The following is a 23,977-nucleotide window of genomic DNA, read 5'->3' as shown; positions in this document are numbered from 1 at the left end:
GCGCGGACGGACGCCGGGCCGTAGGCTCAGCGCATGGCGAAATTCTTTGATGTCCACCCCGAGGACCCCCAGCCCCGCGCGATCTCGCAGATCGTGCAGCTCCTGCGATCGGGCGGGCTGATCGCCTACCCCACCGACTCCTGCTACGCCCTCGGCGCCCAGCTGGGGAACAAGGAGGCGCTGGACCGGATCCGTTCCATCCGCCAGCTGGACGACAAGCACCATTTCACGCTGGTCTGCCGGGACTTCGCGCAGCTGGGGCAGTTCGTGAACATCGGCAATGACGTGTTCCGCAGCATCAAGTCCGTCACGCCGGGCAGCTACACGTTCATCCTGCCGGCCACCAAGGAGGTCCCGCGCCGGCTGCTGCACCCGAAGAAGAAGACGGTGGGTGTGCGGATCCCGCGGCACAACTTCGTGCAGGCGCTGCTGGCCGAACTCGGCGAACCGCTGCTGTCCAGCACGCTGCTGCTGCCGGATGAGGAGGACCCGCTGACCCAGGGCTGGGAAATCAAGGAACGGCTGGACCACGTGGTGGACGCCGTCATCGAGTCCGGCGACACCGGCGCCGAGCCGACCACCGTGGTCGACTTCTCCGGCGGCACTGCCGAAGTGGTGCGTCGCGGCACCGGCGACCCGTCCCGGTTCGAGTAGGGGCGGGCTTGAGTAGGGCCGGGCTCGAGTAGGGACGGGTCACCCGGCGGTGCGGTGAACCTGCTACTCCGGCTTCTTCGCCCTGCTGGGCTGGACGCGCGGCGGCTCGCCCGGCATCTTGGGGTAGTCCGGCGGGAACGGAAGTTCACCCAGCCCGTTCTTGACGTCGCGCTCCCACCACTCCAGCAGCGTGTCGATGGTGCCGGGCTTTGCGTGCATGTCCGCCCAGGGGTCCCCCACCGTTTTCAGCCTGTCCGGCACGGTGAGGATGGTGAAGTCCCTGGGCCTGACGTCCGCCAGCTCGTCCCAGGTGATGGGGCAGGACACGGAAGCGTGTGGAAGGGCACGGGGGCTGTACGCGCCGGCGATGGTGCGGTCCCGGTTGGCCTGGTTGAAGTCGACGAAGATGCGCTCGCCGCGTTCCTCCTTCCACCAGTTCGTGGTGACCTGGTCCGGCATGCGCCGCTCGAGCTCCCTGGCGGCAGCGATCACGGCGTGGCGGACATCCAGGAACTCCCGGGCCGGCTCAACGGGGGCATAAACGTGCAGGCCTCGGTTGCCGGAGGTTTTCAGGAACGCGTCCAGCCCTGCCTCGGCAAGTACCTTCCGCAGTTCCAGCGCGGCGGGGATGGCGTCGTCGTAGTCGGTGCCCGGCTGGGGGTCCAGGTCGATGCGCAGCTGGTCGGGATTGTCCGAGTTGTCCGCACGGGACGGCCATGGGTGAAAGACCACGGTGTTCATCTGTGCGGCCCAGACAGCGGCGGCCGGCTCGTCCAGGACCAGCATGGGATGCGAGCGCGCGCTCGGAAAGGTGACCTTCACCGTGCGGATGAAGTCCGGCGTTCCCTTCGGCGGGTTCTTGGAGAAGAACTGCTCGCCGTCCACCGTGTCGGAAAACCGCTGCAGCGCCACCGGTCGGTCGCCGTTGGCGCGGATGAAGGCCTCCCCCACGTCTACGAAGTAGCGCGCCAGGTCCAGCTTGGTCAGTCCCAGTTCGGGCCACAGCACCCGGCTTGGACTGGAGACGCGCATTTCCCGGGGGCCGTCGGGCCCGTCGACACTGATGGTGGTCTGTTCACTGGCCATGGGGACAACCTACCCCGCGCGGCCCGCGGCGTCAGCAGTATGCCCGCCGCGATTCCCGCCACTGTCATTGGCGGACGGGCCCCGCCAAAGTGAGTCCGGCCGTCGGGCACTGAGAAACATCTGCCCGCTCACTGGGCAGCGGCGGGGCCATCTGTAAGGATGAAACACACCGGGCGCCGCCAGGCGCAGAGCATCCGCGAAGGAGACCCGTTCATGGTTGAATCCCCGAGTCTGGACGCCAGCCAAGGACCATCGGCTGCCGAGGAGTCCGGTGAGTCACAGCCTTCCGTGGCATCGGAGGCGGGCAACCGCCAGCTGTTCAGCCTGGCGGCCGGGCAGGCGGGCCTGGAGGCGGGCAGCGCTGACCGCGATGCACTGGAGCAGCGGTTCGACCGGCATTTCCCCGCCCTGGCGAGGCTGTTCCGTTCGCTGTACGGAACCCGGCCTGACATCGAGGAGCAGCTGGCGGCCCTCGCGCGAGAAATCGCCAGCTCCTGGAAGGAGCGGCCGGCAGACCTGAAAAAGCTCGACGCCGGCCGTGAAGGCAACAGCGACTGGTTCCAGTCCAACCGCATGCTCGGTGGCGTCTGCTACGTGGACCGGTATGCGGCCGATCTGGAGGGCGTCCGGGCCCGCATCCCCTATTTCAAGGAACTCGGCCTCACCTACCTGCACCTCATGCCGCTGTTCCTGGCCCCGGAGCCCCTGTCCGACGGCGGCTACGCCGTGTCCAGTTACCGCGAGGTCAACCCGAAGCTCGGCACCATGGACCAGCTGCGCGCGCTCGCTGCCGAGCTGCGGGCCAACGGCATCAGCCTGGTGGTCGACTTCATCTTCAACCACACCTCCAACGAGCACGAGTGGGCGCAGCGGGCCGCAGCGGGCGATCCGCGCTACAGCGACTACTACTGGATCTTCCCGGACCGGGCCATGCCGGACGCGTTCGAGCAGAACGTCCGCGAAATATTCCCGGAGGACCACCCCGGCTCCTTCGTTCAGCTACCGGACGGCCGGTGGGTCTGGGCCACCTTCCACACGTTCCAGTGGGACCTGAACTACTCCAATCCCGAAGTGTTCCGGGCCATGGCCGGGGAGATGCTGTTCCTGGCCAATTTGGGCGTGGACATCCTGCGGATGGATGCAGTGGCGTTCATCTGGAAGCAGCTGGGGACGCCGTGCGAGAGCCTGCCCGAGGCGCACACCCTGCTCCAGGCCTTCAATGCGGTCTGCCGGCTGGCGGCGCCGTCCCTGCTGTTCAAGTCCGAGGCGATCGTGCACCCGGATGAGGTTGCCCTGTACATCGATCCGGCCGAGTGCCAGCTCTCCTACAACCCGCTGCAGATGGCGCTGACCTGGGAGGCGCTGGCCACCCGCAACGTCTCGCTGCTGGCCCAGGCCCTGGAGCGGCGGCACACCATTGCGCCGGGAACATCCTGGGTGAACTACGTGCGGAGCCACGACGACATCGGCTGGACGTTTGCCGACGAGGACGCCGCCGAGTTCGGCATCAACGGCTTCGATCATCGCCGGTTCCTGAACTCGTTCTACGTCAACCGGTTCCCGGGCAGCTTCGCCCACGGCGTGCCGTTCCAGGACAACCCGCGGACCGGTGACTGCCGCATCTCCGGCACCACGGCGTCGCTCTGTGGTCTTGAAGCCGGGTCGGCTGAGGCCATCCGCCGCGTCCTGCTGACGCACTCGGTAGCCTTCAGCACCGGCGGTATCCCGCTGCTCTACCTGGGCGACGAGGTGGGGCAGCTCAATGACTACGGCTATGCGCAGGAGAATGGTCACGACGCCGACAGCCGGTGGGTGCACCGGCCGCAGTTCCCTGCCGAAAAGTACGCGAAGCGGTTGGACCCGGCCACCCCTGAGGGGGCCGTATATGCGGGGCTGCGGCGGCTGGCGGAGGTCCGCGCGGCGACTCCCGAGCTGGCCGGCACCCGCCTGCTGCCGTTCTCCACGAACAACGCTGCGGTGCTTGGCTACCAGCGGCCCGGCGAGGGAACGGTGGTCCTGGCCCTGGCAAACTTCAGTGACGGGCCGCAGGTGGTGTCTGGGGACACGCTGTCCGGTTTCGCGGCAGAGGCTTTGGACCTGTTTTCCGAGGAGCCGGTCCGGATCGACGAGGGGCTGGTGCTGCGGCCGCAGGACTACGCCTGGCTCCGGGTGGTCCCGGCCTCCTGAGAACTCTTGCCGGCGTCCGGGCTTTGCGTCCGAATCCGTCCGCTCGGATCAGGCATGATGGAGTCATGCCCACCGCTGACTCGCCCATCACCATCGCCGTCGGCGACGGCCACGTCTCCGGTGCCTACGCGCGGCCGGCCAATCCGTTCGCAACGCTGGTGCTGGCCCACGGCGCCGGTGCGGGCATGGAGCATCCGTTCATGCGCGGGTTCACGGGCGCATTGAACGACGACGGCGTGGCCACCTTGCGCTTCAACTTCCCCTACCGCGAGGCGGGCCGGAAGTTCCCCGACCGCCCGCCGGCAGCGATCGCCACCTGGCGGGCGGCGATGGCCGAAGCGGCGGCCCGGTCGGAGTCCGCCGGGCCGGAGTCCGCTGGGTCGGAGTCCGCTGGGTCGGCGGAACCGATTTGGGCGGCCGGGAAGTCGTTCGGCGGCAGGATGGCCTCCATGGCGGTGGCCGAAGGCATGCAGGCTGCCGGTCTCGTCTACCTCGGCTACCCGCTGCACCCGCCCGGCAAGCCGGAGAAGCTCCGCGACGAGCACCTCTACGGAGTGCAAACCCCCATGCTTTTCCTGCAGGGAACACGTGACACCTTCGCAACCAAGGACCTGTTGGAAGGTGTGGTGTCACGGATCGGACCGACCGCCACGCTGCAGTGGTGCGAGGGCGGCGACCACTCGTTCGCGGTTGCCGGAAACAAACGCAGCGCCGAAGACATCGGCGCCTCGCTGGCGGCTCCGGTCGCCGCGTTCCTCCGCGCAAACAATCCCGCCAACAGCCCTGCGGGCGGCTAGAGCCTAGGCATGCGCGGCCGCTGGCGCCACGTTGCCCGGGACGGGTTCGTGCCGCAGGTAGCTGCGGCGGAACCGGCCCGTGCCGGCGGTCAGTGCCCGCAGCTGCACCGCATACCGGAGGAGTTCCCCGTCCGGGACCTCGGCGGTGACCTCCGTGGCGTCCCCGCCGGACGACGTCGTACCCGTGAGCCGGCCACGGCGGGACGAGAGGTCGCTCATGACGGCGCCCACATACTCATCGGGGATGCTGATGGTGACGGCGGAGACGGGCTCCAGCAGCTGGATGCGGCCGGCGGCTGCGGCCTCGCGAAGGGCGAGCGCACCGGCGGACTGGAACGCGGCGTCCGAGGAGTCAACGCTGTGGGCTTTGCCGCCCACCAGGGTCACCCGGATGTCCACCACCGGGAAGCCAGCAGAAACTCCCTTCTGCATCTGCGACCGCACGCCCTTCTCCACCGAGCCGATGAACTGGTTCGGCACCACTCCGCCCACGGTCTTGTCCACGAACTCGAAGCCCGCCCCGCGTTCGAGCGCCTCCACCTCGATGTCGCAGATGGCGTACTGGCCGTGGCCGCCGGACTGCTTGACGTAGCGCCCGTGCCCGGCGGCCGGGGCGGCGAAGGTCTCCCGCAGCGGCGTCACCACGGGCACAGTCTGCAATTTCACGCCCTGGTCCCGCAGCCGGTCCAGGACCACCTCGCCGTGGGCCTCGCCCATGCACCACAGGATCAGCTGGTGGGTTTCCGAGTTGCGCTCAACCCGGAGGGTCGGGTCGCCGGCGGCCACCTTGCCCAGGCTCTTGGCGAGGGCGTCCTCATCGCTGCGGGTGGCGGCCTCGACGGCGACCGGCATGAGCGGTTCGGGCATGTCCCAGGCGGTGATCAGCAGCGGCGCGTCCTTCGCTGACACGGTATCGCCGGTCTCGGCGCTGCCCAGTTTGGTGATCGCGCAGATGTCACCCGCCACCGCGTACGGCACCGGCTTCAGGCTCGCCCCCATTGGGGAGTAGAGGTGGGTGAGGCGCTCGTCGCTGTCGTGATCCTCATGGCCCCGTTCGGCCAGGCCGCGGCCGCTGACGTGCACTGCCGAATCCTCGCGGAGCGTGCCGGAAAAGACGCGCACCAGGCAGACCCGCCCCAGGAACGGGTCCATGGTGGTGCGAACCACCTCACCGGCCAGCGGCCCGGCGGGATCGCAGGACAGCGGTCCCGTCGGTTCCCCGGCCAGGTCCGTCACATCCGGCACGGCATGCTCCAGGGGTGTCGGGAACGCCCGGATCAGCATGTCCAACAGCTCCGTGATCCCCAGTCCGGTTTCGGCCGAGGTTGGCAGGACCGGGAAGAACGATCCACGCGAGACTGCCGTTTCGAGGTCGCCCACCAGGACGTCTACGTCGATATCCTCGCCGCCGAGGTAGCGGTCCATGAGCGACTCGTCCTCGCTTTCGGAGATGATGCCCTCAATCAGCGTGCCGCGCTCCGACTCCACGGCTGCGAGCTCATCCGCAGTGGCCTCGCGGACCGCGGGCGCCGGGGACTCGCCGTCGTACTCCGAGACCTGCCCGGACAGCAGCCCCAACAGTCCGGCGGCGCCGCCGTCCCCGCGCACGGGCAGGTAGGCGGGCACCACCGACTGGCCAAAGGCGCTCTGGCAGGCGGCCAGGGCGGCCTCGAAATTCGCGCGCGGGTGGTCCAGCCGGCTGATTACCACCGCCCGGGGCGTGTCCAACTGGGCGCACTCCGCCCACAGCGCGGTGGTGGCGGCGTCGACGCCGTCCACGGCCGACACCACGAACAGCGCCGCGTCCGCAGCGCGCAGCCCCGCCCGCAGCTCGCCCGTGAAGTCCCCGTAGCCCGGCGTGTCCAGCAGGTTCACTTTGACGCCGTCGTACATCAGCGGCGCCACCGAAAGCACCACGGAGCGCTGCTGGTGGATCTCAGACGGTTCCGCATCGCTGACCGTGTTGCCGTCGACGATCGAACCCATCCGCGGGATGGTCCCGGCCGCGGCGAGCAGGGCCTCGAGCAGCATGGTTTTGCCGGCCCCGGAGTGCCCCACAAGCGCGACGTTGCGGATGCCCTCCGGCTTGTCCACCTGCGCTCCGGCCGACGCGTCCGCCCGCCGGAGATCGGAACTGCCGCGACCCGGGCCCTTGCCCCGGCCATTAGTGCCCTTTACCGACATGACCATCTCCCGGCGTGCTAGTCGTGAGCCGCCAAGCGGCCTTGGTAAGACGATTCGACACCTAAAGCTGCTGATCAGCAAGGGGTCCCAGCCCCGCAAACGCCAGTCCGACGGCGGGGCGGCGCGGCTCCCCGGGGCCGGGACGGGCGCTACGTAATGACCGTTGCGGCGTCCTGCCCGTAGGGGGACGATGGATACCGTGGCCGCACGGCCGGCCCATGCCATCCGACTAGTCGCCAGGGAGCGGTCGATGAGTGCGTGGAATGAAAATATCGGTGCAGGATCATCCGGGCTGACAGCGGTGACCGTGGTGGAAGGTTCCTCCTTCTGCATCTCCGCCGAGAGCGGGGACGTGTTTCCCGGCCAGCCGCAGGGCGCTTTCTACCAGGACACCCGGATTTTGTCCCGCTGGCAGCTGACGGTCGACGGCGTTCCGCTGGAACCGCTGTCCGGCCAGACCCGGGAACCCTACCGGGCTGTGTTCGTCGGCAGGCCCCGCGCGGCCAACGGTGCGGTGGAGAGCCCGCTGGTGGTGGAGCACAGCCGGCAGGTGGGGCCGGGCCTGCGTGACGACATCAAAGTCCACAACTACTCGGAACAGCCGCGGATTTCCCAGATCCAGATCAAGGTGGATGCCGACCTGAGTGATCTGTTCGACGTCAAAGGCGGAAAGGTGGTGCCGTCCGCCGAACACAGCAGGAACGTCCGGGCGGACGCCCTGCAGATTGACGCCATGCGCAACGGCATCCACCGCGGCGTGGTCATCAGCGCCCGCGGCGCCACGGTCACGGAGGACGCCCTGACATTCGACGCCGAACTGGCCCCCCGCGGTGTGTGGACGGCCAGCGTGTTCACTACCCCGCTGGTTGACGGCGCCGGGCCGGCGAAGCCGTTCACGCATGAGTCGGCTCCGCACGTGGGCGCCCAGCGCTACGCCGCGTGGGAGGAGCACGTTCCCCGTCTGACCGTGACGGACAAGAACGTGGAGAAGGTCCTGACCCGCAGCCAGGAGGACCTGGGCGCCCTCCGGATCTTCGATCCCGACCACCCGGAGCGGGCCGCCGTCGCCGCAGGGGCGCCGTGGTTCATGGCCCTGTTCGGCAGGGACTCCATCCTGTCCTCCTACATGGCGCTGCCGGTGGATCCGAAGCTGGCGGCCGGAACCCTGCAGACCCTCGCCTCCCTGCAAGGCCAGAAAGTTGATCCGGACACCGAGGAGGAACCCGGCAGGATACTGCACGAGGTGCGGCTGGGGGTCACCGCCGGACTCGCGCTCGGCGGCAGCCAGGCGTACTACGGCACCGCGGACGCGACGCCCCTGTTCGTGACACTGCTGGCGGAACTGGGGCGCTGGGGCCTGGCAGGCGACCTGCTGGACTCGCTTCTGCCGCATGCCGACCGGGCCCTGGAATGGGTGGAGCACTACGGGGACCGTGATGGCGACGGTTTCGTGGAGTACCAGCGCGCCAACGAGCATGGCCTGCTGAACCAGGGCTGGAAGGACTCCTGGGACGGGATCAACTTCGCCGACGGCAGGTTGGCGGAGGCCCCCATCGCCCTGTGTGAAGTGCAGGGCTACGTCTACAGCGCCTACCTTGGACGCGCGCTGCTCGCGCAGCAGCTGGGGGACGAGGAGACCGCGGCCAAATGGAACCGCCGGGCTGCAGAGATCAAAGCCGAGTTCAACGAGAAGTTCTGGCTCCCCGAGCGGGGATACTTTGCCGTGGCCCTGGACAAGGACAAGCGTCCGGTGGATGCCTGCACCTCCAACATGGGCCATTGCCTCTGGGTGGGAATCGTCGACGCCGACAAGGCGCCCCTGGTGGCCAAGCGGCTGATGTCGCCGGAGATGTTCACGGGCTGGGGAATCCGGACGCTCGCCTCGGACATGGGCGCATACAACCCTGTCAGCTACCACAACGGTTCGGTGTGGCCGCACGACACAGCGCTGGTGGCTGCCGGGTTGATGCGGTACGGGTTCGTCGAGGAGGCCACGCAAATCGCCACGGGCCTGTTCGATGCGGCGGAACAGTTCGACGGGCGGCTGCCGGAACTCTTCTGCGGATTCTCCCGGGACGATTTCCCCGAGCCCGTCCCGTTCCCCACGTCCTGCTCGCCGCAGGCCTGGGCATCGGCGGCGCCAGTGCACCTGATGCGGACCCTCCTGCGCTTCGATCCCCTACTTCCCCGTGCGGAGGTCTGCCTGGCCCCCGTGCTGCCGCCGGGATTCGGCAGCTTCCGTGCCGACAACGTGCAGATGGACCATTCCCGGATCACCCTGAGCGCCGCCGGCAGCGAGGGATCCATTGACGGCCTGCGCGAGGGCCTGACAGTTCTGCACGAACCGCGGCCGCCACTGGAGCGGCTGATGGCACCTTGAGGAACACGGTGCCGTAGCCCGGTCCACTCAAAAACTGAATGGTCTCAGTAGTTAATCGGTCACAGTACATCCGGACAAGGGAGCTGCGGATGCGTATCGGTCTAATTGCGGGGCCTTGGTATCCGATTCCCCCGGCTGGGTACGGAGGCACCGAACTGGTGGTCGACGCCCTGGCCAGAGGCTTTACGAGGGCGGGCCATGAGGTGCTGCTTGCCGCTGCCGCGGACAGTACCTGCCCGGTGGATCGGCTCCCCGGGATGCGTTCCTCCGAACCCGACCTCGTCGGGTTCACGTCCTCGGAACTCAGCCACGTCGTCAACGCGTATGCCGGGATGGACGGCATGGTGGACCTGGTGCATGACCACACCCTCGCCGGGCCGCTCTACCGCGGCCGTCCCGAAGGGCTGCCGGTGGTAACCACCATCCACAGCGAACTCACCCCCTCGTTCGCCGCTGTCTATGGCGCAGCAGCCCGGGACACCACCCTGATCGCCATCTCGAGAAGCCAGGTCAGCAGCGCGCTGGCAGACCGTGTCGCGGCCATCATCCCCCACGGCATGGAGGTAGCCAGCGTTCCGGTGGGGCACGGACAGGGCGGCTACGCGTGTTTCCTGGGCCGGATGTGCCCCGACAAAGGCGTCGTCGAGGCCATTAGGGTGGCCCAACTGGCCGGGATTCCGGTCCGGATCGCCGCGAAGATGCGGGAACCGGCCGAAGTGCAGTACTACCACGACGTGGTGGAGCCGCTGGAGGGCCCGGACGTGGAGTTCCTGGGCGAGGTGGGCGGCGCGGAGAAATACAAACTGCTCGGGGAAGCCATCGCACTGCTCAATCCCATCCAGTGGATGGAACCATTCGGGCTAGTGATGATCGAGGCGATGGCCACCGGCACCCCCGTCGTGGCCACACCCATGGGGTCAGCGCCCGAGATCGTTGACGACGGCGTCAGCGGCTACCTGGCCGAGGCTCCGGAGGACCTTGCCCGCCTCCTGGTGCGCGCGGCGGACCTGGACCGCAGGGCAGTGCGGACCCAAGCCGAAGACCGCTTCAGCACCGAGCACATGGTCGAAGCCCATCTGGCCCTCTACGCCCGGCTGACCGGGCTGCCCGAAGACCCGAATGATGAGCTACGGGCCGCCGGGACGGGCCCTGGCGGCAACAGCCGAAGCCGCCGATAGTCACTTCCGCGTGTTGGTCCGCGCCGTGGCCGTCGCGGACCATGGGTCCTCGGGCCAGGGGTGCTTGGGATAGCGGCCCCGCATCTCGGCGCGAACCTGCGCGTACGGCCCCGACCAGAAGGAGGCGAGGTCGTCCGTGACGGCCAGCGGCCGCCGGGCCGGCGACAGCAGGTGGAACTGCACCGCCACCCGTCCGCCGGCGAGTAGCGGCGTCCGGTCCCAGCCGAAGCATTCCTGGAGCTTGACGGCGACTACCGGCCTGCCGCCGTCGTCCCCGGCCGCGGGGTAGTCGATCCTGACGCGGGAGCCGCTGGGCACCTCCAGGAACTCCGGAACGAGCTCGCCGAGGCGGGCGGCGTCGGGCCACGGCAGCAGCCGCCGCAGAGGATCCGTCAGGTCAATGCCGGAGGTAGCGGCGCCACCGGCCAGTGCCGCCAGTTCCGGACCGAGCCAGTCATCGAGCCGGGACAGCAAGGCCTGCTCGGACATGTCCGGCCAGGGTTCGCCCAGTTCCCGGTGCAGCAGTGCGAGACGGCGGCGCAGTCCGTCGGCCGCCGTCGACCATCCGATGGCTCCCAGCCCCTGTTCCTCCACCGCCCGGGCCACGGCGGCGCGGCCCTCGCCCGCGGACGCCCGCACCGGTGTGGAGGAAAGCGAGATGGCGCCCAGCCGCCGTTCCCGGCGGGCCGTCACCCGGCCCTGGCTGAACGTGGCCTCCACCGAGTCGAGCAGCAGGTGAGCTGCGGCTGCCTCGGCTGTGTCCGCCGTAAGCGGTGCTGCAGAGCGGATCACCGCGCCGGTTCCGGCCGCGTCCCGCCCGTCCGCCCGCGCCACCTCGGCCACTGCCAGCCACTCATGCCCGGCAAGCGGGCTGCCGGCGGGAAGGCCGGCCCGGGTGCCGGAGGTCAGCAGGTAACGCTCCGGCCCGTCCCCGGGTACCCGGCGGGCCACCCGGCCCGGGAACGCCAGGGCGACCACCAGACCAACCTGTTCGGCGGTTCCCGCCGGCACGGCGAGCACCGGCACATCGAGCATCGGCACATCGACGGTGGGAAGCCCGACGCCGGTCCCCGCCTGGCGTGCCAGGGTGTCCAGCCGCCGCGCCTCCTCGCCCCACCGCTTGGCGGCGGGATCCTTGCCGGAGCGGAGCGCCGAAACCAGCCGGGGCAGGTCCGCTCCGTTTGCGCGCTGGTCCCCCGCGACGGCGGCCACCACCTCCCCGGCGGTTCCGTAACTCTTAGTCCCGGAACCGGCGCGGCCGGCCGAACTTCCGCCCAGCAGCGCTGACCCGACCAGGAGGGCGCGTCCCAGGCGCGGATCAGCCGGGATGCGCGCCAGGGCTTTGCCCAAGTCCGTCGCGTGGCCGTCCTCCGCCACCGCGCCAAGCTCGCGCAGCACCTCGACTGCGTCGTCCATCGCCGCCTGAGGCGGGGCGTCCGGAAGCGCCAGCCCGCGGCCGCCCGGTGAGCCCCAGCAGGCCAGGATTAGGGCGGCGCCGGTCAGGTCGGACACGGCGATCTCGGGTGTCTGGTGCGCGGGCGCTGCACCGACGGTCTTCTGGTCATAGCAGCGGACCACCTTCCCCGGCCCCTGCCGCGCGGCGCGTCCGGCCCGCTGCTCGGCGGAGGCCCGGGAGCAGGAGACGGTGACCAGGCCGGTCATGCCGCGGCCGGCGTCACGGCGTGGTTCCCGCGACAGCCCGGCGTCAACCACCAGCCGGACGCCGGGCACCGTCAGCGACGACTCGGCGAGGCCAGTGGAGACGATGATCCGGGCGGGATCGCCCGGTTGGCGCCCGGACACGGCACGGTCCTGGGCGGCGGGGCTGACCTGGCCGTGCAGTTCCAGGATTTCGACGCCGGAACCCACTCGGCTGCGCAGCCGGCCAGCCACATGGGACACCTCCCACGCGCCCGGCAGGAACACCAGGGCGTCGGTGCCGGGATCTGCGGCAAGGGCTGACGCGTAACTCGCGGCGGCGGTGTCCGCCACATGGTCCAGGAAAGCGCGCGTCACGCCGCGACTGTCCAGCCGCGCCACCGGGGCGGGCGCCCATGCCGTTTCCAGCGGGTGCAGCGCGGAGGGGCAGTCGACGACGGGAGCCGGCCCGCCGCCGTCGGCCTCCTCGCTGTGCTCGCCCCCGGGATCCGCGCCGAGCAGCGCCGCGAACCGCGGAGCGTCGAGCGTGGCTGACATGGCGACGAGCATGAGGTCGCCGCGCAGCTGGCGCACCTCGGCGAGCAGGCCCAGCAGCAGATCGGTTTCCAGGCCACGTTCGTGCACCTCATCGAGGATGACGGCGGCCGTGCCGTCCAGGCCGGGATCGGCCAGCAGGCGGCGCAGCAGGATGCCGGGGGTCACGAACTCGATCAGGGTACCCGGACCAGCCTGCCGCTCACCTCGGACGGTGTACCCCACCCGGTCCCCCAGCTTCGTCCCATCAAGTGAAGCGAGGCGCCGGGCCGCCGACCGGGCGGCGACCCGGCGAGGCTGGGTCACCACGATGCGCGGCTTCCCGTCCCTGGCGGCTGCCTGGGCCAGGTTGGCCACCAGCGGAGGCACCAATGTCGTTTTGCCGGTGCCGGGCGGAGCCTGAACTACCGCAGCTCCCCCGTCCCCCTGCTCTTGGAGCACGCTGGCCAGCTCCGCCAGCGACTCCGCAAACACCAGGCCGGTGCCGATGGTCAGCAGGTTGAATGGGGCCAAAGGTGGCAGGGCGCCATGTGGGGCATCTTGCGGGAGGGGTGCGGAAGTCACCACTCCATTGTGCCGCTCGCTAAGGGTGGCACCAGGCATGCGTGCGCGTCTTACCCCAACCCGGCGAACACCAGCCGCGGTGCTGGCGCTCGCAGGTACGGCCCCGGCGTCGTGCTCCAGCACCGGTGCCACCTGCCGCCCTCAACGCTGATCGAGCTCACATCCGCAATCCTCCACGGGCGGCGCAAAGCAGTCGCGCAGGCCTGGGCAACTAAGCGTGCCCCGCGCTGCTTGCAGCACACGGCTTCCTAAGCAGCTGTGTACGATGCCCAGTCGGGCCACGGATCCAGCGGCAGCGGTGAGCCTGTGCTGTCGAAATCGCCGGGGTCGACGAAATCGTCCGGGTCGATGAATCCGTCGGGATCCTGCCAGTCCGGTTCCGACAAGTATTGGCCGGGCGGTGGTTCTGGCCAGCGGGGTGGTTCCCAGTCCTGGTACTCGGCCGGGTAGGACCTTCCCGTGGGTGAGATCCAGCCGGGTGGGGCGTCCCGGGTCGCGCCGACAGGTCTCCACGCCGTGGCGTGTTTGAGGCGGTGGTGTTTCGGGCAGGGCTGGCCAAGGTTGGCGACGCCGGTACCGCCGCCGTCGGACCACGCCAGGAGGTGGTCGGCGTCGTTGTCCAGGGAGTGGTTGTTGCAGTTGGGGAACGTGCACTTGGCGTCGCGGAGCCGCAGCCACTGCCGCATTGGTTTGGTGAGGCGGTAGCTGGTGCGTCCGATCTCCAGGGGCGCCCCGTCCCGCGGGTCGGTCAGGACCCGCAGGAATGACGTAGCGCCGTCGGCGACGAGCCGGCGCGCCATGCTGGCGGGGATCGGCCCGTACCCGTCCAGCATGGCTGGCTCATCGGACAGGCCGAGCAGCGAGAACACCGGAACCGTAACCAGGACCTGCGCCCGCGGGGACGGCACACCACCGGCCAGCACACCACCGGCCAGCGCACCACCGATCATGGCATCACCGGCCGGCACCTCACCAGCCGGGACGGAGTCTGCCGTCAGGGGAACTTCGGGCAGGGATCCTGCGGCCGCACCTTCAGTCCCACCATCAACCCCGGGGCCCGCCGTGAGCATCCACGTGGCGAAGGCGTCAACGCGGAGCTGGGTCAGGGTCCGGGTTTCGGTCGGGCCCTGCATGGCGCGGGCCTTTGCTGTGGTGCGGTTCCAGATCCCGGCGGCCTGGTCCGCCGGCAGAAAGGCCGAGAACCAGGCCATGCCGTCCCGGTCCGGGGCATACTCCAGCCGCCGGTCCTTCGCACTCTTGGCGTGCCGGGTTTCGATGCTGACCGGATGATGCCGTTCCCGCCAATACCGGGCCTTTGCCCGAAACCTCGCCGGCGTCAGCTCCCCCGCCGCGCAACCCCGCGCATACCCGGGCGCGTCCGGGTCCAGGAAATGCACCTCCAAAGCAGCGGCCGCTTCCGGATCCAGCCCTTCGGTTTCGTCGCACATGATCCGCGCGTGCTGCCACGACACTGCTCCTGACCCCAGCGCGCCCAGCACCAACGGCAGATCCTTGCTCAGTTTGGCGGATTCAACCACCAACCGCTCCGCAGACCCCTCACTGACAGTCAGGGCGCCAGCAACCTCAGCAGTCACCGACATCCGCCGGACGGTGCGGTCCTGCACGGACGCACCAGGCGGAGTCATAGCCTCCTCCGCCGCGGAAAAGCCGACGGCGAGCTGCACCTTCACGGCCGCCAGCCGCGCCTCCATCCTCGCCACCCCGGCCAGACCGTCCAAGCACGCAACCGCCTGCTCCCCCAACGGATCCGCCTCCGCCTGCGGCGATTCCGCCATATCCGCCAGCAAATCCGCGCCGGCCGGGCCCGGATCAGCCGCCCGGCGGAGCTCAGCAGCCAGCGAAAGAGCGGAGGCACTGATAGCCTCCAACGTCTTCGCAACTGCCTCGCTATCCATACCCACAGCATGACAGGGGGCTACGACATTGAAGGAGGGAAAGAGCACCACAAGCGGGTCAAATCGATAAAGTGCTAAACCGGAACGGGAGCCCAAAGTTGGTAAAACTTGCGGCACCGCAAGAAGCGCATAATGGCATCATCCAGCGGCAAGAATTCCGACGGCGGCCAGGGACAGGGAGGTCCGGATGCTGAGGCTTCCGCGCATCACAGTTGAGGTTCCGGTGCTCGCAGTGGGCACCAAACCCGCGGACTACGAACAGCTCGCCGCCTACGCGGACGGGCTGCGCAGGCCGCAGGGCCTGCACATGACCCTGCTCCACATCGGCATCCTGGAGGACTTCGCGGCCGACGTCGCAGACTGGACCAAGGGCGCCCCGGATCCGGCCGCGGCCGCCGTCAAGACCGCAGACTGGCTGCGCAGCCTGCCCGTGCTGGAAGGCTTCTCCGGAACGGCCGAGCGGCTGGTTCTACTGGGCGGCGGCAGGGTGTCCGGACTCGAGGTGGACGTGCCCCAGGGCGTGCGGGACTTTCAGGTCTCCCTCGTCCAGGCCCTCCATGAGCTGCTGGATGACCTGCTGGTGGACAACCCCGATGACTTCATCCTCAGTTCCCGAGCCCTGGGCTACAGGTATCCGCGGTGGCGCCCGCACGTCGCCGTGGGCAAGCCAAGGGCACAGGGCGGTTCTCCGCGCGGCGGTGCCTGGGAGATCCGGCCACTACCGGTCGAGTTTGGCCCGTCGCAGATCAGGAACAGGCACCTGCTGCCGCGCCCTGAGCCTGCATAGCCCTCGCCCCTGGCGGTCACACCCCGTCAAGAAGCCGGCGAACCGCTTCCGACGGAGCGAGTCCCGTATCCGACTTCAGCAGAGCCTGGTATCTCTCGAAGGCCCGCAGCGCCGACACGGTGTTGCCCTGCAGTTGCTCGGCCTGGATTTGGAGACCAACTGCCCGCTCGTATAGCGGCTCCAGTTCCAGGGCAGCCTCGGAGGCTTCCAGGGCAACCTCATATTCGGAACGCGCCAGCGACTCGCGGGCAATGAAGACCATAGCGTGCAAGCGGTCCTGGCGAAGGCGTGCCTGCTCGACGACAATCCAGTCTTCGTACCACCCCGGGAGCAGATCCGCCTGGCGCAGGTCATGGAGGCAGGCAGACGCATTCCCGTTGAGCCCGGCCTCGCCCAGCTGCAGGATCCGCCAGCGGATCCGGTGAAGATCGACCTCCACCACCTCGCTGAGGGACAGCACCGCACCGTTGGCCGACAGCAACCCCGGCATCTGCCTGTTGACAAGATGCACACTCACGCGGAGGCTTTCCATGGCCCTGCCATCGGAGTGCTCCGGCCACAGGAGGCCGGCCAGATAGTTCCGCGGGCGCGGACCCTTCACGGCCAGCGCCGTAATCAGCCGCTGTTGTCGGGTCGGGACGTGGACGGCATCGGCACCGGACAGGAGTTGCCACGACTGACACAGCCCCAAATGAAAGTCACCATAGCCACCGTTGCCCATGGTTGCCCCCCAAATCCAGTAAATGAGAGATCTGGGATAGATCTACGGAACGAGGATCCGCAGTTACGTGAATGATGTCAATCATCCACGCCCCTTGAACGTCATTCCGGTTACATAACTACGCTCATGCGTATCACGGGCCTCAGGAACACCTCTGCTCACAGGCCCATCGCCCGAGCCCTCCCGCGGCACCATTCCCGGATGGCCGACTGCCGGCTATCACTTAGCCGGCTCCCGCATGGGCTATATGCCCCAGGGTGGAGGCGGCGCATACTGGGACGAAAATCGTCCAGTTCCAGGGGCTACTTTGGCTTATTCAACATTGGGACAAGCGGCCGCTTCACACTTGCGCAGCGCCATCAGGATCACGCCCGACGAACGCGCGGCCACACTTCCGCCCTACCTGCGGGGCATCAACCTTCCGCGGGGACCGGCGGAGATTTACGTCCAACTGCAGCAGGCTCCCGCCGATCCGACGATCCTGCAAAATCTTGCAGCTGCCGTTGACGCCGAGGCGTCCGCGGAGCCGGCATTCAGGAAATCAGTGGAGCGCTTTGTGCGGGAAAGGCAGCGCCCGCAGCCGGTGCGCCTGCAGGTGCTTGGCCCGGCCCAAACTCCGGATGGCAACGGGCTCACGCCCGCTTTCGGCCGGACCCTGAGGATCGCGCTCGCCATGCGCGGCGGCGTCAGCCTTGCCGTCTGGATCGGTGGTTGCGTGGCGGAACTCGATATTTTGCGGCGCCTCCGGATCTGCAGGCCCGAGGACAGCGCTGACCCTGCCCGTGACGAACTCACCGCTTTCTACCTCAGCGGGACCGATGAAATTGCAAGCGACCCCCTGGCCGCTCCCGTGCTCCGGCGGGCACAGGCATACGCGTCGCTGCTGGTGGAGGCCCAATATGACAGGGTGGAAATCGACATTCTGGCCGGCGCCAGTGCCGGCGGACTCAACTGCATCCTCTACGCGGTGGCGCAGATGGTGGGCGCCGCACCCGACGAGACCATCCTGAAGACGTGGCAGCGCGACGGCGGCCTCCAGGAGCTCATGCGTCCCCCCGGACTCAGACGCGTCAAGTCCATCCTCCGCGGGGACGAATACTTCTTCCCCCGGATCCGGCAGGCACTCGAGCGGATCTACAGTACCGACCACCGGCATGAATCCCTGGTCCCCGAGCACCTGACCATCGATCTGTCCGCGACCGTTCTGGACAACGAGCTTTCCCGGAACCCCGATGTACAGGAGGGGCGCGGAAGTTTCCACTTTGAGGGTCGCAATACAGCGACAGGGACCCCCGGGGCGGCCGCCGCCGGACCTGTGCCCGGCAACCGGATCCCGGCCCGGAACGGCCCTGACACCCCCGCCCACACCGCTGCGACGGCGCCGGAGGTGGCCGCCGACCTGGCACGGCTCGCCTATGCTGCAAGGTCCACGTCGTCGTTCCCAGGTGCTTTTGAACCCGCCACCATCTACTCGATGGAGGGCCGCGAATACCTCCACCCGCTGCCGGACCAGCCCGATATGCGGCATGCCTTCGGCTCGCACCGCTCATCGACCACCGAGCGGGAACAGGCCGCCTTCCACGTGGTGGACGGCGGCGTGTTCGACAACATCCCCATCGGACGGGCACTGACGGCGGCGCGCGGCCGGGTCTCACCGCGGCCGGCTCACAGGGCACTGCTCTACCTGGACCCTGATGCCGTAAGGGACCCCGTGCCGGTAAGCCGAAACGAGAACATCTCACAGTTCGTCAACGCAGTGGGAGCCTCCCTGCTGCGGCTGAAGCGCCGCGAATCACTTGACTCGGAGGTCAACCAATATGTCGACTACGTCAACACCCTGTCCCTGAACCTTGGCCGTTCTGAGGCCTTGGCCGCGGTGCTGTCCGAGCGCTGGTGCAAGGAAGTCGGTTTGGAAAGGCGTCGCGCTTACGTCCGCTACCGTGCCACCTCAGACGTGGACCTGTTGACCCAGCTGCTGACGCGGCCTGATGAGTGGCAGGTTGCATCTACCGCCACAGACCGCCGCAACTTCCGGGCCCGTGGCAGCGACGAGCTAAGCGGATTCGATTCCCAAACGGGGCAGGTATACCAGTCCATTTCGAGGCAGGACGAGGGGACGGCCCAGTTCCAGCTGATCACCGCCGACGCCCAGGCCTTGCTCGATGCGGCGCAGTGCGCGTTCTCCTGGCTGCGCCGCATCGAGACGGAATCCTTTCCGGAGCAACTTCGGAACAGCCTCACGTCCTTCGACGAGCTTCGCGCCGGCGTCTACGGTGTCATCAACAATGCGGTTGCTGCCCGGGACAAGGCCTTCTGGGCTGTTCTTGACAGATCATCGGACTGCGAACCCGGTGTTCTTCACGAGGAAGTCATTTCAGCGTGGCTGTCGGCTACGGAATCGGACCGCCCGGATCTCAGCGCCTGCTGGAATGCCCTGCAATCCCATCTGGATGTGCTCATCGGGTACAGCGCGAACCTGACAGCCAGGGCGGAGGACGCCAGCCGGGCGGAGTACGGACTCCGTGGGTGGCTGGAGACCCCGTGGCCGCACTTAGCCAGGATGGTGCTCTCCCCCTCAGATGGCAGCAGGTTCTCTGCCCGCGACCTGGCACCCGCCCTGGCCGCGGCGGGCATCCCCCCGGTGGTGGCGAGGATCCGGTACTGGAGGATAGGGAGCGACGAGAAGCCCGGCCATGCGGAAGACTACGCCCTGCTGAAGGATGGCGAGCACCGGAGCATGGTGGCGTTCGTCCTCAGAAACCCTCAGCTCAATCAGCGGGTCGCGGCAGCACTCCTTGACTCCGACCCGGCAGACGTTCCCTCACTCTTCAAACTTGCCGGCAATACCCTGGCCAATTTCAGTGGCTTCCTGTCCCGGGAGTGGCGCGAAAACGACTGGTGGTGGGGCCGGCTGGACGCGGCGTCCGGCATATCCCGTTTCCTCGAGACGCTGTCCGTGGACGTCGGGCCCCGCATCCCCGAGCTCGACGGGGACGAGGAAAATCTCGATGAAGATGCGGACGAACCGCCCCACGGCTCCAGGAACCGGGTGTCCTGGCTTCAGGACAGGATCACTGAACAGCAATTCAGGCTCACACACCCGTCCCCTGAGAGCAGAAGGACCGCGCGGCAGTCGATCCGTGCCGGCGCCGACCGGCCATCCGACCTGAGCGCTTCCTACCGGTTGCTGCTGATGTCCCGTGGACTGCGGGTGCTGTGGCGGGCACGGCCGGACGGGAAGCTGGCCACCACACTGGGGGGCTGGCTGCTGCACGTCCTGCTCGTGCCACTGTTCACTGTACTGCCCGCCGTGGTCCACCCCGCGCGGCTGGCCTTCATTCTGGGGTTTGGCTACGCTGGCCTGTGGGTTCTGACCCGGCCGGAAGATGTTGCCTTTGGCGCTCAGCCGTTGTACCTCTATCCGTGGCTGGCACTTCCCGGTGTCCTCTTTCTCATCCTTGCGGCGGTGGCCCTCAACGACGGCTGGCACCGGTGGGGCCCCGTCCTTGCAGCGCTCGCCGAAAACCCTTCCCTGGCTTCGCGGTCCCGGGACTGGCAAGCGGCTGCTGCGAGAAGAGCATTTGCGGGTCCTCTGGCCGTGACGCTGCTGCTGGTACCGCTGGCGCTGGCAGCAAGCCAGGCACGGCAACTGATGGTGATCAGCTGCTTGGCGTTCATGGCGGGGCTGGTAATCGCCACGCGGCAGTGGGCCATGTCCGTGCCTGCGCTCATCCACGGCAAGCATCCGCGGCTGGATCAGGCCCTGGCTACGACAGGTCTGCTGCTGGCCGTCTTCGTGCCCCTCGTCACCGAGCTCATGCACTGGTCGGCCGCACGCGACTGGCAGAGCCTGGTGATTCTGGCCGGTGCCCTGCTGGTCGTGGCGCTGGCTCTCACGTGTGACTGGCTGACGCTGCCCGGTGCCCTGCTGACCGGTGTTCTGGCCGCAACGGCGGGACCCCTCGCTGCCTGGGCGGCCTGGGGAGTTCTAGGAACCCTGCGCCAGTCGGAGCGCACCCTCCTGTGCCTCTACGCCGCCGTGGTGGTGTGGGGACTGGTGGTCTGGTGGCTGCCGGAGATCACGCGGATGGTCCGGCACTGCTCCGACGCTGTGGTTACCGTACCGCGTCCTGTGAACCGTCAATAGCCGCTGTCACCACTGGATGCCGGCAGGGCTGTCCAGCGGTTCCCGGGCCAAGAGGGATTCCGGCACCGGGAACGTATCCGCGTTACGGAGCCCCTCAGGGAACCGCAGGCCCGTGCGTTCTTCGACTTCGCTGACGCCCACCTGGAAGACGCGGAATTCGTCGAGTTCAAGCGCTTCGAGCTGATTGAGGTTCTGGGTCAGCAGGAACCCCCGCCCCTTCAGCTGCCCGTCCTCGACGAAGGCGACGATTTTCCAGTACTCCCTTGGCAAGGGGACGGTCCGATAGACCCGGTCATCGTCCTGGAAGACCGGACCGCCAAAGACGCTGACCCTCAGGTCCTCAACTTCAACGTCGGCGAACACCGCGTCCTCTATGCGACCCCAGATCCCGCTTCGGCTGCTTTGGTTGAAATCATCCATCTGCGGCGTGATGTTGGTGTAGAAGAAGGAGTCCCGGTTGGCCCGGCCCGCCTCGGCAAGGTCGCCCCACAGCAGATCTGCGCGCCGGGCCAGATGACCGCGGTCCAGGCGGTTGTCGCTGTAGAGTTCGTTTCCGCATTGGAACCTGGCGGGGATTCGGGGATCCTTGGTGAAGTTGAGAGCCTTCCGGGGGATCTTTTTCAGCGCGGTGCCATCTATGTTCCAAGCGACCCACCGGGCAAACCGGCGGGACGCGCTCATTGCCAGCGAGAAGTGGGTGTACGGAATAACTTCATGGCCGTCCAGCAGAACCGCGTCGTCCGCAAGCGAGGCGGCCAGGGCAGGCAGACCCACCCGCACGCCAAGGAAAGCGGCGTCATAGCCGCCCCCTGCTTCACCGGGAACTGCTTCACCCGGAAAAGCTTCGGGCGCGGGCGGCACCAGAGTGATCTCCAGCTTCTCGAATACGGATTGGGGCAGGCAGGCCAAGGCATACTCGTCCGTGGTAGCACCGGTCTCGCCGGCAAAGTGCAGTCCAGCCAGAACGGTCCCGGGCGATCCATTGGCGTTCTTGAAGATCCAGGCTGAACCGGAGTCCCCGCCCCGGCTGATCTCGCCGTCGTCTGGTAGGTTTTGCTGATCCAGGCCTATCTCGAAGCCTCCGATGGCATGTTCGCCTTCCGTGCCGTAGGTCAGCTTGGCGATCACGTCCACCCGGCGGACCACGCCATGGGTGACGCCCGTGGTTCGTCCACTCTTCATGACCTTGTCGCCAATTTCCGGCTCGCCCAGTTCCTGCGGCGCCGTGCCGATGCCGAGGATTTCGGGCTCGATGCCGCGGCCCTCAATGGTCGCCACCGCACAGTCACCGGCGACGCCAAGGTGGGAGCGCTTGAGAACTCCGAGGCGGTTCCGGTCGACCCGGTTGTCGTCGTGGGGTCCCGGCTGGACCACGGTGTCCCCCAGCGCGCCGCCCGGACCGTTCAGCACATGCCAGTTACTCAACACCAGTGGTGCTCCGTCTGTCTTGTCATAGACGATGCAGCCAATGGTCCCGGCAGTGCCCCGGGTGTGGGCGACACTGATTCCCGGGAGCACCGGGTCAGCACGCACCTTTGCTGCGGGCGGCTCAGCTTCGGCCACGACGCGGAACCCGGGCCGGTAGCTCCGCTGGATCACGTCAGTCGGAACGGCGACGCCGTCGACCATAATGCTTTCGGGAATGGGCGCGGTGTCCAGCGCTCCCAGGTCTTCCGGAGCAGCCTTCTGGTCGACGGTGAACTGCAGGGCCAGTTCCCCGGTTGCTGTACCCTCGCTGACTTTGTAGCCCACCCCAATGGAGGTGATGTTGGGGTCCTTCAAGTACTCGGCTCCCCGCGTCCGAATGAACTGCCGCAGTGCCTTAGCGATCTTCTCCTCAGCCGGGCTCTTCTTTCCCGAGGACGCCTTGCTGGTGGTCATTGCCCTGTCCTTTCAAGTGAGAGGTACTTTCACGTCAGCGCAGCTGCACGCACCGGTCCCGCTGGCCCCCAACTGGCGGAACGACCGCGGCCGTCAGGAACCGCCTCCCGAGAGGGTGTGGAGCAGTTCGAGCGTCCGGTCCCGGTAGTCCCCGCCGGCGATCTCAAAGGATTCCGGCGCGCTTCCGGCGCCATCCAGGGCCGCGAGGGCGGCACCGGCCCGCTCCTGGAGGTCTGCCACCTCCTCCGCCGTATGCGGGTAGAGCAGCTGAAGGCCGCGCCGGTCCCCGGCGGAGAGGTCCTGTCCGTTGCCGGACGGAGCACAGCTGCTCGGGTTGGACTTGTAGAAAAAGGCGGGAAAGCTGTACAACATGACCGATTGGGTATCAAAGGGGCCGGCGACGGCGGCAGGATCGTCTTCAGTGCGCAGGTTGTGGTCCACCTTGGCGCGGGGCCAGTTGTTCGGCGGACCCGCAAGGAAGGTATAGATGCCCGGGCGGCGCCCGGCGGGATCGGGCACGAAGACCCCCTTTGTATTCCTGGTGGGCACGTAGTCCGGGTCATCGTCCCACCTGAACTCCTGCTCGCAGGTGCCGCGCATGTTCTGGTGGGAATGGTGGAAGGCCAGGGCGTGCAGGAATTCGTGCCGCACCGTGCCTTCCCATTTTTCGGGCCGGTCGGTGATGTACCCGCCCAGATTCAGGCTTCGCTGGTTTGGCCGGCCGCCTACGGAACCGCCCGGGGAGCCAATCGTGGCGTCGCTGCTGTCGGTGCCCACCAGCGAAAAGTAGCCCCCCATGTTGAACGCGACCCGGATTTCCGCCGCATAGGCGGTATCGTCCTCATGCCACCGCCGGTACTCCCCGGTGGCATCCAACCCGAAGTCCAGTTCAAGGTTGCAGGCATCGGTAATCTGCTTCGTAGCGCCGGCTATGTCGGCGTGGAGGGCAGTATCCCCATCGAGGAAAGCCACCCGAACCGCGGAGCCGGGCATCCAGCGCGCCAGATCCGAGACGAGGAATTCCAGGGCGGCGCCGCTGCCGGCCACCTGGTTCCGCCACGCATTCCGGACCTCGAGTGAGGCAACTACCTCGTCCGGAAGTGATTCCAGTTTCACTGCAGACCCTCCTACGTTGCTTCCAGCCGCTCCGAAAACGCAAAAAGCCCGCGTAGGAGCAGGACAGTAACGTATGCCGCCAACCGTTACTGCAGCGTTACAGCCTTCCCCCGTGCCGGCGTCCAGCGGCGGAGCCATTTGCAGCCAGCCGGAAAACGTCAGCCATCTGGCGCAGAAAGCCCGTTG

At 67.9% G+C, this 23,977-nt stretch carries 14 protein-coding genes; 7 read left to right on the top strand and 7 right to left on the bottom strand.

What is annotated here, in order from left to right; genetic code table 11:
- The first annotated feature begins 33 nt into the window (after positions 1-33).
- Positions 34-654 (top strand): L-threonylcarbamoyladenylate synthase, encoded by a 621-nt coding sequence (locus ACTHQX_RS06590; protein ID WP_236803264.1) that lies wholly within the window; start codon positions 34-36, stop codon positions 652-654.
- A 63-nt stretch (positions 655-717) separates the two neighbouring features.
- On the opposite strand, the gene ligD is transcribed toward ACTHQX_RS06590, so the two are convergent.
- Positions 718-1,740, bottom strand: coding sequence for a non-homologous end-joining DNA ligase (gene ligD / locus ACTHQX_RS06585; RefSeq protein ID WP_440156398.1), 1,023 nt, complete (start codon positions 1,738-1,740; stop codon positions 718-720).
- A gap of 213 nt (positions 1,741-1,953) precedes the next feature.
- Between ligD and ACTHQX_RS06580 the strand changes: the two genes are divergently transcribed.
- Positions 1,954-3,927, top strand: a complete 1,974-nt coding sequence (locus tag ACTHQX_RS06580; protein ID WP_440156396.1) for an alpha-amylase family protein — start codon at positions 1,954-1,956, stop codon at positions 3,925-3,927.
- Between the two features lie 65 nt (positions 3,928-3,992).
- Complete coding sequence (locus ACTHQX_RS06575; protein WP_440156394.1) at positions 3,993-4,724, top strand: alpha/beta hydrolase family protein; 732 nt, start codon at positions 3,993-3,995, stop codon at positions 4,722-4,724.
- A 3-nt stretch (positions 4,725-4,727) separates the two neighbouring features.
- Here the strand turns inward: ACTHQX_RS06575 and ACTHQX_RS06570 are convergent, their stop codons facing one another.
- Positions 4,728-6,908: an elongation factor G-like protein EF-G2 gene (locus tag ACTHQX_RS06570; RefSeq protein ID WP_440156392.1), complete on the bottom strand. Its 2,181-nt coding sequence runs from the start codon at positions 6,906-6,908 to the stop codon at positions 4,728-4,730.
- Positions 6,909-7,158: 250 nt separating this feature from the next.
- Between ACTHQX_RS06570 and ACTHQX_RS06565 the strand changes: the two genes are divergently transcribed.
- Positions 7,159-9,288 (top strand): amylo-alpha-1,6-glucosidase, encoded by a 2,130-nt coding sequence (locus tag ACTHQX_RS06565; protein WP_440156391.1) that lies wholly within the window; start codon positions 7,159-7,161, stop codon positions 9,286-9,288.
- Between the two features lie 89 nt (positions 9,289-9,377).
- Positions 9,378-10,466, top strand: a complete 1,089-nt coding sequence (locus tag ACTHQX_RS06560; RefSeq protein WP_440156390.1) for a glycosyltransferase family 4 protein — start codon at positions 9,378-9,380, stop codon at positions 10,464-10,466.
- Here the strand turns inward: ACTHQX_RS06560 and hrpB are convergent, their stop codons facing one another.
- Both hrpB and ACTHQX_RS06550 read right to left on the bottom strand, forming a co-directional pair.
- Positions 10,467-13,223, bottom strand: coding sequence for an ATP-dependent helicase HrpB (gene hrpB / locus ACTHQX_RS06555; RefSeq protein WP_440156388.1), 2,757 nt, complete (start codon positions 13,221-13,223; stop codon positions 10,467-10,469).
- Between the two features lie 248 nt (positions 13,224-13,471).
- Positions 13,472-15,139 (bottom strand): DUF222 domain-containing protein, encoded by a 1,668-nt coding sequence (locus ACTHQX_RS06550; protein ID WP_440156387.1) that lies wholly within the window; start codon positions 15,137-15,139, stop codon positions 13,472-13,474.
- A 187-nt stretch (positions 15,140-15,326) separates the two neighbouring features.
- Between ACTHQX_RS06550 and ACTHQX_RS06545 the strand changes: the two genes are divergently transcribed.
- Positions 15,327-15,926, top strand: coding sequence for a hypothetical protein (locus tag ACTHQX_RS06545; RefSeq protein WP_440156385.1), 600 nt, complete (start codon positions 15,327-15,329; stop codon positions 15,924-15,926).
- Between the two features lie 16 nt (positions 15,927-15,942).
- On the opposite strand, the gene ACTHQX_RS06540 is transcribed toward ACTHQX_RS06545, so the two are convergent.
- The gene (locus ACTHQX_RS06540) at positions 15,943-16,443 is read right to left on the bottom strand and encodes a bacterial transcriptional activator domain-containing protein (protein WP_440156383.1); all 501 of its coding nucleotides are present in this window, start codon (positions 16,441-16,443) and stop codon (positions 15,943-15,945) included.
- 550 nt (positions 16,444-16,993) lie between these two features.
- Here ACTHQX_RS06540 and ACTHQX_RS06535 point away from each other — a divergent pair.
- Positions 16,994-20,794: a DUF3376 domain-containing protein gene (locus ACTHQX_RS06535; protein ID WP_440156381.1), complete on the top strand. Its 3,801-nt coding sequence runs from the start codon at positions 16,994-16,996 to the stop codon at positions 20,792-20,794.
- 6 nt (positions 20,795-20,800) lie between these two features.
- Here ACTHQX_RS06535 and ACTHQX_RS06530 read toward each other — a convergent pair whose 3' ends face one another.
- Together ACTHQX_RS06530 and ACTHQX_RS06525 are read right to left on the bottom strand one after the other, a co-directional pair.
- Positions 20,801-22,675 (bottom strand): DNA/RNA non-specific endonuclease, encoded by a 1,875-nt coding sequence (locus tag ACTHQX_RS06530; RefSeq protein ID WP_440156379.1) that lies wholly within the window; start codon positions 22,673-22,675, stop codon positions 20,801-20,803.
- Between the two features lie 93 nt (positions 22,676-22,768).
- Positions 22,769-23,791, bottom strand: coding sequence for a hypothetical protein (locus ACTHQX_RS06525; RefSeq protein ID WP_440156377.1), 1,023 nt, complete (start codon positions 23,789-23,791; stop codon positions 22,769-22,771).
- Positions 23,792-23,977 lie beyond the last annotated feature (186 nt).

This window comes from Arthrobacter sp. SAFR-023 (assembly GCF_051965295.1).
Lineage (GTDB): Bacteria > Actinomycetota > Actinomycetes > Actinomycetales > Micrococcaceae > Arthrobacter.
Note: the sequence above shows the minus strand (reverse complement) of the source record. Positions and strands in the feature narration are given on the sequence as shown.

Bases quoted from the DNA above. Each gene is read 5' to 3' on its own strand.
- ACTHQX_RS06550 (WP_440156387.1), bottom strand. From the start codon at position 15,139: ATGGATAGCGAGGCAGTTGCGAAGACGTTGGAGGCTATCAGTGCCTCC.
- ACTHQX_RS06580 (WP_440156396.1), top strand. From the start codon at position 1,954: ATGGTTGAATCCCCGAGTCTGGACGCCAGCCAAGGACCATCGGCTGCC.
- ACTHQX_RS06560 (WP_440156390.1), top strand. From the start codon at position 9,378: ATGCGTATCGGTCTAATTGCGGGGCCTTGGTATCCGATTCCCCCGGCT.
- ACTHQX_RS06530 (WP_440156379.1), bottom strand. From the start codon at position 22,675: ATGACCACCAGCAAGGCGTCCTCGGGAAAGAAGAGCCCGGCTGAGGAG.
- ACTHQX_RS06575 (WP_440156394.1), top strand. From the start codon at position 3,993: ATGCCCACCGCTGACTCGCCCATCACCATCGCCGTCGGCGACGGCCAC.
- ACTHQX_RS06570 (WP_440156392.1), bottom strand. From the start codon at position 6,908: ATGTCGGTAAAGGGCACTAATGGCCGGGGCAAGGGCCCGGGTCGCGGC.
- ACTHQX_RS06590 (WP_236803264.1), top strand. From the start codon at position 34: ATGGCGAAATTCTTTGATGTCCACCCCGAGGACCCCCAGCCCCGCGCG.
- ACTHQX_RS06565 (WP_440156391.1), top strand. From the start codon at position 7,159: ATGAGTGCGTGGAATGAAAATATCGGTGCAGGATCATCCGGGCTGACA.
- ligD (WP_440156398.1), bottom strand. From the start codon at position 1,740: ATGGCCAGTGAACAGACCACCATCAGTGTCGACGGGCCCGACGGCCCC.
- ACTHQX_RS06545 (WP_440156385.1), top strand. From the start codon at position 15,327: ATGCTGAGGCTTCCGCGCATCACAGTTGAGGTTCCGGTGCTCGCAGTG.